13 protein-coding genes and 1 riboswitch are annotated in these 13,533 nt (G+C 65.0%); of the genes, 4 read left to right on the forward strand and 9 right to left on the reverse strand.

Annotation, left to right across the window (positions count from 1 at the left end):
- Positions 1-2: 2 nt before the first annotated feature.
- A riboswitch (yybP-ykoY riboswitch) is annotated at positions 3-177 on the reverse strand.
- Positions 178-214: 37 nt separating this feature from the next.
- Positions 215-1,183, reverse strand: a complete 969-nt coding sequence (locus IB257_RS17035) for a tripartite tricarboxylate transporter substrate binding protein (protein WP_192492607.1) — start codon at positions 1,181-1,183, stop codon at positions 215-217.
- A 51-nt stretch (positions 1,184-1,234) separates the two neighbouring features.
- Positions 1,235-2,818, reverse strand: coding sequence for a sulfatase (locus IB257_RS17040; protein WP_192352552.1), 1,584 nt, complete (start codon positions 2,816-2,818; stop codon positions 1,235-1,237).
- Positions 2,819-2,951: 133 nt separating this feature from the next.
- Here IB257_RS17040 and IB257_RS17045 point away from each other — a divergent pair, with 133 nt between their 5' ends.
- Complete coding sequence (locus IB257_RS17045) at positions 2,952-3,857, forward strand: LysR family transcriptional regulator (RefSeq protein ID WP_192492608.1); 906 nt, start codon at positions 2,952-2,954, stop codon at positions 3,855-3,857.
- A gap of 94 nt (positions 3,858-3,951) precedes the next feature.
- On the forward strand, positions 3,952-4,401 hold the full coding sequence (locus tag IB257_RS17050; RefSeq protein ID WP_054450307.1) for a DUF6389 family protein: 450 nt from the start codon (positions 3,952-3,954) through the stop codon (positions 4,399-4,401).
- Between the two features lie 40 nt (positions 4,402-4,441).
- On the opposite strand, the gene IB257_RS17055 is transcribed toward IB257_RS17050, so the two are convergent.
- The 6 genes from IB257_RS17055 to IB257_RS17080 form a co-directional block, all read right to left on the reverse strand.
- Entirely contained in the window at positions 4,442-4,885 is a 444-nt protein-coding gene (locus IB257_RS17055) for a CopD family copper resistance protein (RefSeq protein WP_192492609.1), read from the reverse strand.
- Positions 4,886-5,012: 127 nt separating this feature from the next.
- Positions 5,013-7,451, reverse strand: a complete 2,439-nt coding sequence (locus tag IB257_RS17060; RefSeq protein ID WP_192492610.1) for a TonB-dependent receptor — start codon at positions 7,449-7,451, stop codon at positions 5,013-5,015.
- A gap of 66 nt (positions 7,452-7,517) precedes the next feature.
- The gene (locus IB257_RS17065; protein ID WP_192354592.1) at positions 7,518-8,501 is read right to left on the reverse strand and encodes a FecR domain-containing protein; all 984 of its coding nucleotides are present in this window, start codon (positions 8,499-8,501) and stop codon (positions 7,518-7,520) included.
- Positions 8,498-9,004, reverse strand: a complete 507-nt coding sequence (locus tag IB257_RS17070; RefSeq protein ID WP_192492611.1) for a sigma-70 family RNA polymerase sigma factor — start codon at positions 9,002-9,004, stop codon at positions 8,498-8,500. The genes IB257_RS17065 and IB257_RS17070 overlap by 4 nt, the downstream gene beginning before the upstream one ends.
- A 132-nt stretch (positions 9,005-9,136) precedes the next feature.
- Entirely contained in the window at positions 9,137-9,859 is a 723-nt protein-coding gene (locus IB257_RS17075; RefSeq protein ID WP_199728259.1) for an META and DUF4377 domain-containing protein, read from the reverse strand.
- Positions 9,860-10,289: 430 nt separating this feature from the next.
- Positions 10,290-11,114, reverse strand: coding sequence for a lysozyme inhibitor LprI family protein (locus tag IB257_RS17080; protein ID WP_054450296.1), 825 nt, complete (start codon positions 11,112-11,114; stop codon positions 10,290-10,292).
- Positions 11,115-11,411: 297 nt separating this feature from the next.
- Between IB257_RS17080 and IB257_RS17085 the strand changes: the two genes are divergently transcribed.
- Positions 11,412-12,179: an extracellular solute-binding protein gene (locus tag IB257_RS17085; RefSeq protein WP_119448998.1), complete on the forward strand. Its 768-nt coding sequence runs from the start codon at positions 11,412-11,414 to the stop codon at positions 12,177-12,179.
- A 98-nt stretch (positions 12,180-12,277) separates the two neighbouring features.
- Here IB257_RS17085 and IB257_RS17090 read toward each other — a convergent pair whose 3' ends face one another.
- Positions 12,278-12,877: a nitroreductase family protein gene (locus IB257_RS17090; RefSeq protein ID WP_192492612.1), complete on the reverse strand. Its 600-nt coding sequence runs from the start codon at positions 12,875-12,877 to the stop codon at positions 12,278-12,280.
- A gap of 181 nt (positions 12,878-13,058) precedes the next feature.
- Here IB257_RS17090 and IB257_RS17095 point away from each other — a divergent pair, with 181 nt between their 5' ends.
- A complete protein-coding gene (locus tag IB257_RS17095; protein ID WP_119448997.1) occupies positions 13,059-13,430 on the forward strand; it encodes a tRNA-binding protein in 372 nt (123 codons plus the stop codon).
- The last annotated feature ends 103 nt before the right edge of the window (positions 13,431-13,533 follow it).

Here is a 13,533-nt window from a genome sequence, read left to right on the forward strand (position 1 = left end):
TGGGGATCCTGCTGGGCGGAAACGGCACGGATCCTCCGCGCCGCCCGGCATCGCGCGAAAAATCCGTGGTCTCGCCAAGCAAGGATGCCGCTTGCGCCATGGCCGAGGAAGCCAAGAATGTTGACGCAAGCCCCTGCGGAACTGGCCGCAGGGAGGCTACTCCCCAAAGAGTGAAACCAGTCTAGCAGAGCCTGCTGACCGGCGTGTTACAGCGCTATTCCCCGCGTATTCCCGCCTTCGCGATCACCTCTTTCCAGCCCTTGGCCTCCCTGTCCACCCATGCCTGTGCCCGCGCCTTGCCTGCGAACGGCCCGCGCATGCCCAGCACGGCCATGCTCTGCTGGAACTCCGGCATGGCGTAGACCTTGGCCAGCGCGTCTTCCCAGACCTGCGCGACCTCCTTGGGCGTGCCCTTGGGCGCCATGACCAGGAAGGCGAACGACACGTCATAGTCTTTCAAGCCAGCCACGCCCGACTGCGCCGCCGTGGGGACTTCAGGCAGGTCGGCGTCGCGTTCCTTGCCCGACACCGCCAAGGCCTTCAGCTTGCCTGCCCGTACATGCGGCAGGACGCCGGGCGTGGCAAGAAAGGCGGCCTGTATCTGATCGCCCAGCAGCGCGTTCACGGCAGGCGCGTTGCCGCGATATGGCACATGCGCGACTTCCATGCCAGCCGCGAGACGGAGCTTTTCGAAGGCCAGGTTGCCGGGACTGCCGTAGCCGGCTGAGGCATAGGCGATGCGATTGGCCTTGGCGTAGCGCAGGAATTCGTCCAGCGTATTGATGCCGAGTTCGGGGCGCACCGCCAGCGCCAGGCCGAAGGAGCCGGCCACGCTCAGCGGTTCCAGCCGCTGGGTGACGTCCTTGTCCAAGCCCTTGAAAATGTATGGGTTGACGGTCATGAGCGTGTCCAGCGTCATCAGCAGCGTGTAGCCGTCGGGCGCGGCCTGGGCCACGGACTGGGCGCCGATGTTGCCGGACGCGCCGGAGCGGTTTTCGACGACGATGGTCTGGCCCAGGATCTTGCCGGCATGCTGCGCGATGGCGCGGGCTTCCAGATCCAGCGGGCCCGCGGGCGGGAAGTTGACGATGAGGCGCACGGGACGCGACGGATAGTCGGACGCCACCGCGACCGAGGTTGCGGCCACGAGCAGCGCCGTACAGAGCAACAAGGACTTGATCATGCTTTTCTCCTGGATGGCGCCAACCCGCAGGCTGGCGCCGTGGCGGCGGAATCAGGCGATGGCGGTGGGGTGCGGGCTGGTCTCGGCGTGCCGGATCATGCTGCGCGACAGTTCCAGCAGCAGTTCTGCGCGCAACGCGCCGGCGGCGGGGTCGTCCCACAGGTTGCGCAGTTCGTGGGGGTCTTCTTGTAGATCGTAGAGTTCGCCCCAGGCGGCATCGGCATAGACGCTGAGCCTGTGGCGCGGCGTCTGCAAGGTACGCATGCGGGTGCGGCCGGGAAAGCCGAACATGGTGCGCTGGCCCTCTTCCTCGATCAGCACCGCGTCGCGCACGCGCTCGGTCTCGCCCGACATGAGCGGCAGCAACGATGCGCCCTGCATGCCGTTGTAGGCAGGCAGGCCCGCGCGCGCCAGCACGGTAGCGGGGATGTCGGCGGTGGAACACAGCGCCTGGCTGCGCGCAGCGGCGGGCGCTGCCTGCGGATCGCGCCAGATGAAGGGCGTGCGGATCAGGCTCTGATAATGGATCGGCCCCTTGAGCAGCAGTTGGTGGTCGCCGAAGTAGTCGCCATGATCGCTGGTGAAGATGACGATGGTGTTGTGGTCCAGCCCGGTCGCGCGCAGCGCCCGCATGACGCGGCCGATGGTGGCGTCGATATGGCTGATGGAGCCGTAGTTCAGCGCGATGGCCTCGCGCGCCTCGCGCTCGGTGCAGGCAAAGATGGCGGGCGTGTGCTTGACGGCCTTGCCCTGATTGCGCTGCTGGTGCATCCAGGCTACGTGAGGCGGCGGCTGGTGGCCCGGCGCGGCGCTGGCGTGGAACGACCCGGGCAAGGTCACGTCTTCCGGGCGGTACATGTCCCAGTACTTGCCGTGAGGCGTGAAAGGATGATGCGGATCGGGAAACGAGCACTGGATGAAGAAGGGCTTGCCGTTAGCCGCGTTGTCGCGCAACTGCGCGATGGTCTGGTCGCCGATGTAGGCGGTGGTGGAGCATTCTTCCGGCACGCGGGTGCGCCAGGCCTGATGATGCTCTGTCAGCACATAGCCGGGCGCGGGCAGGGCATGCTCGGGCCCCCACAGGCGCCGCGCCTCGGGATGTTCGCGGGCCAGCCAGCGCTCGTAATGGCCCCAGACCTGGTCGCCGTGATCCACCGCCAGCGCCACGCGCTCGAAGCCGTAGAACGGCGTCTGCAGATCATGCCCAGGATCCGTGCGCCACAGCGGGCCCCATTCCTGATCGTAGTTGCCGGGCTCGACGGTCCAGGCCTCGCCGTGCGCGCCGTCGCTCGCCGGCGGCCAGACGGCGGGCTTGCCGGTCATGTTCTGCAAGTGCGACTTGCCGATCAATGCGGTGGAATAGCCCGCGCCGCGCAAGCGGTCGACGAACGTGGTGGCGCGCTGCGACAGCGGAATTCCGTTGTGGCGCACGCCATGCACCGAGGGCATGCGGCCCGTCATCAGGGTGGCGCGGTTGGGCATGCAGATGGGCGACGCCACATAGAAGCGGTCCGCCGACCACCCCTGCCCCGCCAACGCGTCCAGCTCCGGCGTGCGCAGCATGGGGTTGCCATAGCTGCCCAGATGGTCCGCGCGCTGCTGATCCGTGATGAATAGCAGGAAATTCGGCTGCATCGTGTCTCCTCGCCGCCAGCTTTGCGCCGGCTTGGCTCTGTTGTCAGGCCATTATGTGTAGAGGAGACATAAATTGATAATGAATTAATATTACCGAGCCATAACTCTGCATTTATGTCTCAAGGATGCCCGCATGGACTGGACCCACCGCATCCGCCTGCGCCACCTGGCCATCCTGGTGCGCCTGTCCGAAACCCGCAACCTGAGCCAGGTCGCGTCGGAACTCAATATCACACAGCCAGCGCTGTCGAAGTGGCTGAAGGACCTGGAAGCAGACATCGGCCTGACGCTGTTCGAGCGCCACGCGCGCGGCATCGAACCCACGCTGTATGGACTGGAACTGCGCACGCATGCGCGCGAGATCCTGGGCAAGCTGGGCCGCGCCCAGGACTCCATGGCGCAGCTGGCCCGCGGCGCCACCGGCACGCTGGCAGTGGGCGTTACGCCCAATATCGCGCCGGTGCTGCTGCCGCCCAGCATCCGGCGCTTTCGCGAACGCTATCCGCGCGTGCTGCTGCGCCTGGCCGAGAACACGCTGGACTACCTGCTGCCGCTGATGCAGGAAGGCACGTTCGACGTGCTGGTGGGACGCCTGGAACAGCACTCGCTGCCGCGCAACCTGCACTACGAAGAGTTGTATGGCGAGCCCATCTGCCTGGCCGTGGGCACGGCGCATCCGCTGGCGAACAAACGCAAGGTGACATGGGAGGACGTGCAGGAATACCCCTGGATCGCGCCCGGCGCTTCAACACCGATGCGGATACGCATCGATTACGAACTGGCGCTGGCCGGCCAGCCCGCGCCCTGGCATCAGGTGGAATCGTCGTCGGTGCTGGTCAACCTGGCGCTATTGGACGGATCGGATCTGGTACTGCCGATCTCCGAGCGGCTGGCAAAGCATTTCGCCAAGCAGCACATGATCAAGGTATTGCCGCTGGCGATGCGCAGCCGCGGGATTACAGGCATGGTGTGGCGAGACGCCGCGCTGGCCTCGGAACATGCGGCGTACTTCATGGAGTGCCTGCGGCTGGCGCGGTGACGGCGACAGGAAATGGCAGATAATCCACGGCACTCCCTGCCGCCTCTCCAGAGGTCGGCGACAAAATGCGCCAACCAGTCCTGAACGGAATGCCATGAACCGATCCGAATACGAAACCGAACTGCTGCGCATCCTGCGCGCCCACGACGCCGCGGCGCGCGCCACACTGACAGCGCTGATCGCCGCCCTGCCGCCCAAGGCGCGCGAGATCCACTTCGTGGTGTTCCCCGACCAGGACGGCGAAGGCACATTCTCCGTGGTGGCCAGCCTGGAAGGCCCGGACCTGTTCGTGCTCAACAAGGCCATCGAAGGCCACCGCTACCTGTTCGACGTGCGCCACACGGAAGACGGCATCGAGCCCGAGGTTCCTCTGTTCGCGTCGGACGAAGGTGGTTTCAACGTCCAGGACGTCATCGTCGATACGGCGATGCAATGGGTGGCGGAACTTTGGGAAACGAACGGCCAGGGCCGTTCGCCGCTGCCGGCGCTGGTATATGGGGAGGAAGGCTACGGAACGCTTGAGCCGCTCGCATTGCCGGCATAGCACTGCGGCAGGGGCTCCTACGGCGCCGCGGCCTCCGCGCTCACCAGGCCACGTGGAACATCGCCTTGGCCAACACCACGATCAGCACCATGTGGCAGAACACGCTGATATGCATGCGCCGGCTCAATGCGCCAGTCAGGCGCTTGCGGCGAGCGAGCGTCAAGGCGGTCGCGACATGGACCAGCACGCTCAAGGCAAGCGCGATCTTCAGCGACAGCAGGACGCCGAAGGACGATGCAAACGGGTTGGCGAGCGCGCTGCGGTATTGCCAGGCCAGGCCCAGGCCGGCCAGGTACAGCACGACGACCGACCACGGCAGCACGGCCCGCACGCGTGGCGCCAGCTGGCTGCCCAGCGCGCGGCGCACGTCGGGCGGCAGGCGCTTGTGCACGGATTCCAGGAACAGCACCTCGAACGTAACGGTGCCGACGAACAGGAAGGCGGCAAGCAGGTGCAGGATGAGCAGCAAGGGGTAGGTGTTCATGGCTGCGATCGGGAATGGCCATCAACGAGGATTGTCCCATCAACCCGGAAGCCGCGGACATGACAAACATCAAACCCGCCTCGCGCGAAAGCCTCCGCGCGCCCCCGCCGCCTGGCTTGCCCGGTCCTCAGAACTTGTAGCTCACCTTCATCCAGACGTTCCTGGGCGTGCCGTAGTTGTAGCCGTTGTAGCCCCCCAGACCGCTGTAGTAATACTTGTCGGTCAGGTTTTCCACGTTGACGGACGCGGACACATGCCTGTTGAAGTCATAGCGCGCCATCAGGCCAAACAGCGTGACGCCGCCCTGGCTGGCGCGCCCTAGCCCGCCGGCTTCGTCGTAGTAGATGCTGCTCTGGTAGCTGACGTTGCCGCCGATCGTAAGCTTGCTCCATTCGCCCGGCAGCCTGTAGCTGGCGGCCAGGCGGAACAGCCGCTGCGGCGTGCTCGGCAACAGCAATGCGCCTTCGGCGTCGCGCTTGGCAAAGTAGGTGTAGCCGCCCATCAGCTGCAGGCCCGGCGCCACTTCGCCGGATGCGGTCAGCTCGAAACCCTTGCTGCGCGCGCCTTTGACGGCGCGGTAGGGAGTGCTCCCGTCCGGTAGCGGCGGGCTGGACGGATCCTCCACCGCAACGTTTTCCTCCTGGGTGCGGAATATCGCGAAGCTTGTGTTCAGCTTGCCGTCCAGGTGTTCGCCCTTCAGGCCGATTTCATAGTTCTGGCCGGTTTGAGGAGGCAGCACCACGTTGCTGGCGTCGCGCGAGGTGGTGGGAATGAAGATCCGGGTGTAGCTGGCGTAGGCCGAATAATCCTTGCTCAGGTCCACGACCACGCCGGCATAAGGCGTGAAGACGCCGTTTTCCTTTGCGGTGGGGTTGTGGGTCCAGGTGTTGGCGGGGCCGTTGTAGGCCGATGAGTTTTCTTCGTACCAGGTGGTCCGCGCGCCCAGGATCAGCGACACTGGCTCGGCCACCTTCAGGCGCGCGGAACCGTAGATGGCGGTCTCCTTCGCATCCAGGAAGGTGTTGTAGAACGTGTAGGGCATGGCGGGCCGCGGCACGTCGCGCAGCTCGTAGAGATTCACGCGCCGGCGGTCCCAGCCGGCGGGATTCGCCGAGTTCAGGTTGAGTTCGCTGGTGTAGCGGTTGTAGCTCAGCCCCAGGACGGCCCGGTGCTCCCTGCCGAATGCCTGGAACGGCCCTTCGGCGTAGACGTCGAAGGACTTGTTGGTGGAGCTTGCGGGGTTGTCGCGCAATTCGATGGTGGACGCGCCGGACGGATCGACAGGCTGATACGCGAGGACGTAGCCCCAGGCGGCTTTTCTTTCGTTTTTCAGGCGGCTGGTGTCCATCTTGACGTGCCAGCCGCTGCCGAAGCGGTGGTCCAAGGTCGCGAATATCCGGTCCGTATACATGTCCCATTGGCTCCACGGCGTCACGGGATTGAAGGACCTGGGAAAGTTCGTGCGCGTGCCGTCGCTGTAGAACAGCGGCGCCTGGCCGAAGTTCGCGCCGTCGATGGCGGTCTTTTGGTGCTCGTAGCCGAGGCTGACCGTGGTGCTGGGCAGGATGTCGGCCTCGAGGATGCCGTAGAAGACATCGTCGGACCGCTTCTTGTAGTCGATGAAGCTGTCGCCCGCGGTGCGGGCGGCAACCACGCGGCCGCGCAGCGTGCCGGCGCTGTTCAGCGGGCCACCCAGATCGGCTTCGGCGTTGTAGCTGTTCCAGCGGCCGACGCCGCCGGTGACGTGTCCGGCAAACTCCGATGTGGGGCGCTTGCGCACCAGGTTCACCGAACCGCCGGGTTCGCCCACGCCGTTTAGCAGGCCTGCGGCGCCGCGCACGACTTCCACCCGGTCGTAGATGGCGGTGTTGATCATGCCCGCCTCGGCCGACGGCGTCTTGAACGACAGCGTGGGCACGCCATCGAGCATGGTGTTCAACGCAAAACCGCGCGAGGTGAATTGCACGCGCTCATCCAGCCGGTCGACGGCGATGCCGGGCGTCTGGCGCATCACCTCGTCCAGCGTGTTCAGGTTCTGGTCGTCCATCTGCTGCCGCGTGACGACGCTGATGGATTGCGGGGTTTCGCGCAGCGACAGCGGCATGCGGGTGGCGGCGCTGGTTGCCGGCACGGTATAGGAGCCTGTCCCTTCGGAGGGACCTTCGTCGCCAGCGCCAGTGACGGTCACGGCGGGCAAGGCCGTGACTTCGCCCTGCGGCAATCTGCGCAGCGTGTAGCCGCCGTCCGCGCGCCGCGCCGGTTCCAGCCCGCTGCCGGCCAGCAGCTGGCGCAGCCCTTCCTCGAAGCCATAGCTGCCGCGCAATCCCGGCGACTGGAGGTCGCGCGTCAGAGCAGGATCGAACGACAGCAGGACCCCGGCCTGGGCCGCGTAGGCCGACAGCGCCGCGCTGAGCGGCCCGGGCCCGATGGCTACGCTCACCTGCCCCGCCTGCGTCTGCGCCTGGGCAGGCGTTATCAACCCGGCCAGAGGCAGCGCGAATACGCCTGCCGCGAGCAAGGCGGGGAAGGAGACGCTTGCGCGCGACGGGGGAAGCTGACGGGGCATGACATGCACTCCAGATGTTGGTCTTACCCTCGTAGCCAGATAAGACGCAGAAAGTGCTAGTCGCCGTTACAAAATAGTCCCGCCGCGCGGCACCAGCGACACCCAGTAGCGGGTGCGATGGCGCAGGCCGAGTTGCAGGGTGTCCGCTACCGTGGCCAGCACCCGGTCGGGTTCGGCCAGCGGGAAGGCGCCGGAAATCGGCAGATGCGCCACTTCGGGCGCGCAATCGATCCAGCCCGTGCGGTAACGCTGAAGCTCGCGCAGGAATTCATTCAAAGGCATGCCGTCGACCTGCAGCATGCCGCGCTGCCAGGCGGCGGGGTCGCCGGTCAGCGCTTGGGCGTCATCGATATGGCCGCCGCCAAAGCGCAGGCCCATGCCGGCGGGCACGATGCGCGCCGCATCCGCCGAAGCGCCCGGTAGCGCCACGCGCACGGCGCCTTCCAGAACCTGTACCGCCGATACGCCATCGTCGCGCCTGACCACGAAGCGCGTACCCAATGCGGTGATGCTGCCTTCGCGGGTGCGCACGATGAACGGCCGGGAAACCTGTTGCGGGTCCGGCGCGGTTTCGATCAGGATTTCGCCGCCGTGCAGCGCGATCAGCCGCTGCTGGGCATCGAACAGGACGTCCATGGCGGTGGCGGCATTGAGCACCACGCGGCTATGGTCCGCCAGCATCACCTCGCGCCGGGCGCCGACAGCAGTGCGGTATTGCGCCACCCAGCCGCGCCAGGCTTCATCGACCTGCGCGTAGCCGATGGCGCCTCCGGCGCCGATCAGCACCAGCAGCTTGCCCAGCGCGGCGCGGCGGGCGGACGAGCGCGGTCGCCCCAACACGGGCAGCATGCCCTTGGGCAACGCCTCAAAACGGCGCGTAAGCGCTTCGGTGCGCTGCCAGGCGCGCTCGTGTTCAGGATCGGCCTGGCGCCAGGCTTGCCACGCCTCTCGGTCCGCCTGACTGGCGCTGCCCGAGGTCAGCCGCAGAAACCAGTCCACCGCGCCGTCCAGCGCGCGCGAATCGATGCGCCCTGCCTCGCCGGCGCTCATGGCGCGAACTCCAGGCATTGGCGCAAAGCGCGCGCGATGTACTGCCGCACCGAGCCGACCGATACGCCCAGCGTCTTGGCAATATCCGCGTGCGTCAGGCCTTCAAGCTGGCAAAGCAGGAAAGCGCGCCGCACCGGGACGGGCAAGCCATCCAGCATGGCATCGATTTCACACAGGGCTTCCAGCGCCAGGGCACGCTCCTCGGGTGACGGCGACTGCGCCTGGGGCAGCTGCGCCAGCGTTTCCAGATAGGCGCGTTCGAGATCCCTGCGGCGCAGGTGATTGACCATGAGACCGTGCGCGATGGTCGCCAGATAGGAACGCGGCTCGCGGATGTCGCCCGGATCACGGCGGGCCAGCACACGCAGATAGGTGTCATGCACCAGGTCGGCGGCGTCGAAAGCGCATCCCAGTTTTTTACGCAGCCAGCCCTGCAGCCAGCCTTGGTGTTCCTGGTACAGCGTATGCAGGGGGTGCCGCGGAGAGGGATCGGAGGCGGCCATGAAGACGCACGGTTATAAATGAGAATGACTACAATTTACAACATAGTACCCTGCACCGGGTGAAATGACTGCGCCCGGCCGCTGAATCCAGGGGCCGGGCGCAATGGGGAAATCCAGAGGGAAGCTGGCGTCTTACTTCTTCGACGCGTCCTGCTCCACCACCATGTCCAGCACATACACCTGCTTGGGCGCATCCGCGGGCGGGTTCTTCCAGTCGTAGCGCTTCACGCGCAGCACGGTGCGCACGCCATCCTGGTGCTGGAAGCCTTCGATGGACTGATACAGCGGATGCCACTTGTCCTGGGTAGGCTGCTGCACGCCGGCTTCGTTGTAGCGGCGCTCGCGCACCATCAGGCACTGATAATTGGGAATCAGCGGGTGGCTGCACTCGGCCTTCTTCGCAGCGACTTCAAGGAACATGATTTCGCCGGCGCTGCCGTACAGGGTCTCGGGCGTAGGTTCGCCGACGAACTTCAGGACGCTGCCGTCCTGCGCAACCAGCTCCAGTCCGGGTTCGGAAGCGTGTCCGCTGAGCGTGGCGCGCAGGTCGCCCTTCATGCGCTGGCCGATCTCGGCGTCCAGGCGCATCAGGCTCTGGTCGCAGGCCTTCATGGTCGACGCGAGGTTCGCCACCTGCAGCACGCCGTTCTTGTAGGTGTAGCCCCCGAACTGCGCATTGCAGCCGCCGCGGATGTTCAAGGCGTCCTGCGTGAACGACAGGCGCAGTTGGTGTTCGACGCCAGCCTGCAGCGCGGCTATCGGCTTGCCCGCTGCATCGGTGGCGGAAGCCAGGCGCCAGTAATAGGCAGGCAGGCTAACTTCAGGGCTGGCGGGCGTGGTGGCGGTAGTGGGCATGGAGGACGATCCTTCACGGGGAGAGGAAGTCGGAGCGCAAGCTTGCAGCAGCGCGGCGCATACGGACGCAAGGAGGATGGTTTTCTTCATGGTTCGTTTCCTGTCAGCCGGATGGCACTGATGAAAAACGGGATTCTACGTTCGCGGGATGGACGTTTTAAACACGCAGCCATCCAGTCGGTTTCAAAATCTTGCCGCAGATCCGGCCTGAAAAACACCCTCTGAGCAACGCAATCTACGGGTTTTCCCTAGGTAAACGTATAGCGCTCTTGCCTGCCAGCGGATCACCGTGAGGTTCTGCTTGCCTTACAACTAAATACATAACCCTCAAAATACTGCAAGTATTGCCAATCCACCGCGAACTGCACGCAATACGCCCAAACGACCGCAACACAAGGCCGATCGCGCGCTCGCGATCGGCTCGCCAGCGTCAATTGGCGGGGTAGGCCGCGCCCGTCAGGCAGGCTCGGGCCCACTCATAGTCGTCATCGCCCACGATCTCTCCATCGATCTTGGGCAGCGGCTGGGCTGGATAGGAAAAGTCTGGCTTTTTCGGCTTCATGTTCCATTTTGTCTCGCCCGCCTTATCGGAGCATGCCTCGTCCGAGCTGCTGAACGAGCAGGATGCCGCCAACTGCGGCTTGCCGTCCACGACGTTGGCGACATAGCGCTTGGTGTAGACGCCGCCCGACGCCCAGTACTCGTCGACCGAGCAAATGCGGTCATTATTCTGGTAATGCCGCGTCGCGAAGCAGCCGTAGTAGGCATTTTCGCCTGGGAAGACGTCGCAAGAAGTCGAGTAGCCGGCGTAAGCGCCGCCGGTGAATTGCGCCTGGAACTGCTGCTGGCGGACTGCGCTGCCGATCATGTCGGGGAGCGTGGCGCCCTTGTGCGTCTCCTTGAGCTGCGCCGTGCGGCTTTGGATCAAATCGCGAGCGACGCCTGCGGCCGTCTTGCCGTCGGGAACCGAACCCGGGTCCTCGATCAGGTTCGTGAGCGCGCGGTCGCGCGCCACAATCCAGCGCTTCTGGTTGTGCGCCAGCATGGCGCGGATATCGCCGTCGGGAGCCTGTTTCAGTATCGCGGCGTAAGCCCGGTTCAACTCGGCGTCCGCCGCCACGGTCTTGCGGTCCGAGCAGATCAGCTTTTCCACGGCGCTGGCGGCTTTGGCGCAATCGATCGCATAGGCGGGCGCGGCAAGCGCGAACAGGCCGGCGACGCACAGCAGGCGGCCCACGGGGATTCCAGATTTCATGTGACGTTTCTCTTTGAGAATGCGCTGCGCAGCGTTTCGATGCTTGCAGACCGTTAAGCCATTCATCGCAAGGCGGCAGCAAGGCTGCAATTTTGCACGCGACTTTTTAACAGACTGGAAACAGAGTTCAACGCTCTGCAACGCAGCGCGGATTGCACAGTCCATTGGAATATTCCCCTTCCCCTGCTCGTCTACTCAGTGGCAAGTCGCGCAAGAGACCACGCAGCACGCCACGGATCAACCAGCCGAACGCGCCGGACGCCCGGCGTCGGTCAGCGCAGAAATGGAAGTCTTGATATGAAGTCGATCAGATCGTTTGCCTGCGGCATTGCCCTGGCTTGCACCGCCGCCGGCAGCGCCTGGGCCGCTCCGGGCCTGAACGTGTACGGCCCCGGCGGTCCCGCGCCGGCGATGAAGGAAGCGGCCACTGCGTTCGGCAAGCTGCACGGCATTGACGTCAGCGTCACCGCGGGCCCCACGCCGGCCTGGGCCGACAAGGCCAAGCAGGACGCCGACGTGATCTACAGCGGCGCCGAAAACATGATGAGTGGTTTCGCCTCGGCGCTGCCCGGCGTGTTCGAGCTGCGCGAGGCCCGCACGCTGTACCTGAGGCCCTCGGCCATCCTGGTGCGTCCGGGCAATCCCAAGGCAATCAAGGGCTTCAAGGATCTGCTCAAGCCCGGCATCAAGGTCATGGCCGTGTCCGGCGCGGGCCAGACGGGACTGTGGGAAGACGTGGCCGGCCGTCTTGGCGACATCGAAACCGTGCGCGCCTTCCGCGCCAACCTCGTGCTGCCGGAGGCCGGCAACAGCGCACAGGCGCGCACCCAATGGACCGAGGACAAGACCATAGACGCCTGGCTGATCTGGAACATCTGGCAGGTGTCCAACCCCGAGCTCGCCAGCATGGTCGAGGTGGAAGAGCCGTACCGCATCTATCGCGACGCGGGCGCCGTCGTGACCAGGAAAGGCAAGGGCAATGCCCAGGCGCAGGCCTTTGTCGACTTCCTGACCGCGCCCGAAGGCCGGGCGATCTTCAAGAAATGGGGCTGGAAGACGGATTGAAGTCCGCCAGAAGCCGGACGTAAAAAAGCCCGCGATTCCCTGGGAATTGCGGGCTTTCCGATGCGCTCGGACCGGGACGCGCAAGGCGTCCCGAAAACTCAGCCGGCCACGCGGAAGCGCTCGGCATCGTCCATGAACGCCTTTTCGCCGAAGCCGTTTTCGTTGGAGCCGAACGGCATCTGCGCGCGCAGCTTCCAATACGCCGGAACGTTCCATTCGCGAGCGACGGCGGCGTCGATCAGCGGGTTGTAGTGCTGCAGGCTGGCGCCCACGCCCGCGCTGGCCAGGGTGCTCCAGACCGACAACTGGGCCATGCCGCCCGCCTGCTCGGACCAGACCGGGAAGTTGTCCGCGTACAGCGCGAATTTTTCCTGCAAGCCCTGCACCACGCCCTGGTCTTCAAAGAACAGCACGGTGCCCACGCCCGCGGCGAAGCTCTTGAGCTTGGCTTCGGTCTGGGCAAAGCTCTCGGCCGGCGCGACCTTGCGCACTTCTTCGATCGCGATGCTCCAGAGCTTTTCGCTCTCGGCGCCGAACAGGATCACGGCGCGCGAACTTTGCGAATTGAACGACGAGGGGCTGTGCTTGATCGCTTCCTGGATCAGGGAGGTCAGTTCCTCCTTGGAGATCGACAGGTTGCGGCCCAGCGAGTACTGCGTGCGACGCTGCTTGAGGGCGTCCAGATAAGCGTTGCTCATGACGTTGTGGCCTTCCGACGAGTAGATAGAGGAAAATGCATGGCGAATTCTACCGACCGGCAATTGTCCCGAATACGTCCAGGAAGCCAAAAAACACCCCATTGCGCGGAACAAACTGTTCCGCCTATCGACCAAATCGGCTCTGCGCAAGGTGACGGACAGCCCAATCCAAGGACCCAACGTGCATTACACCCAAGACCCGAACACCCCCGCCGCCGCCGATATCGGCTTTGACGACTTCCTCAAGGTCGACATCCGCATCGGTACCATCCAGTCGGCGCAGGCCTTTCCCGAAGCGCGCAAACCCGCCTACAAGCTGACGATAGATTTCGGCGCCGGCGTGGGCATCCGCAAAAGTTCGGCGCAGATCACCGATCGCTACACGCTGGAACAGCTGACGGGCAAGCGCGTCATGGCGGTGGTGAACTTTCCGCCGCGCCAGATCGGGCCGATGAAATCCGAAGTGCTGGTGCTGGGTTTCGCGGACGAGTCCGGCGGCATCGTGCTGGCAGTGCCGGACGATCAGGTTCCCAATGGCACCCGCCTGACCTGACCTCCCGAGCCCCGGAGTTTCCTCCATCGGGGCTTTCCCCTATTACTTGTCTGCCGTCAAAAAACTATCGTATTCGAGAATTATCAAATAAGAGAATTCTCGC

This window comes from Achromobacter sp. ACM03 (genome assembly GCF_014851665.1).
Lineage (GTDB): Bacteria > Pseudomonadota > Gammaproteobacteria > Burkholderiales > Burkholderiaceae_B > Achromobacter > Achromobacter aegrifaciens.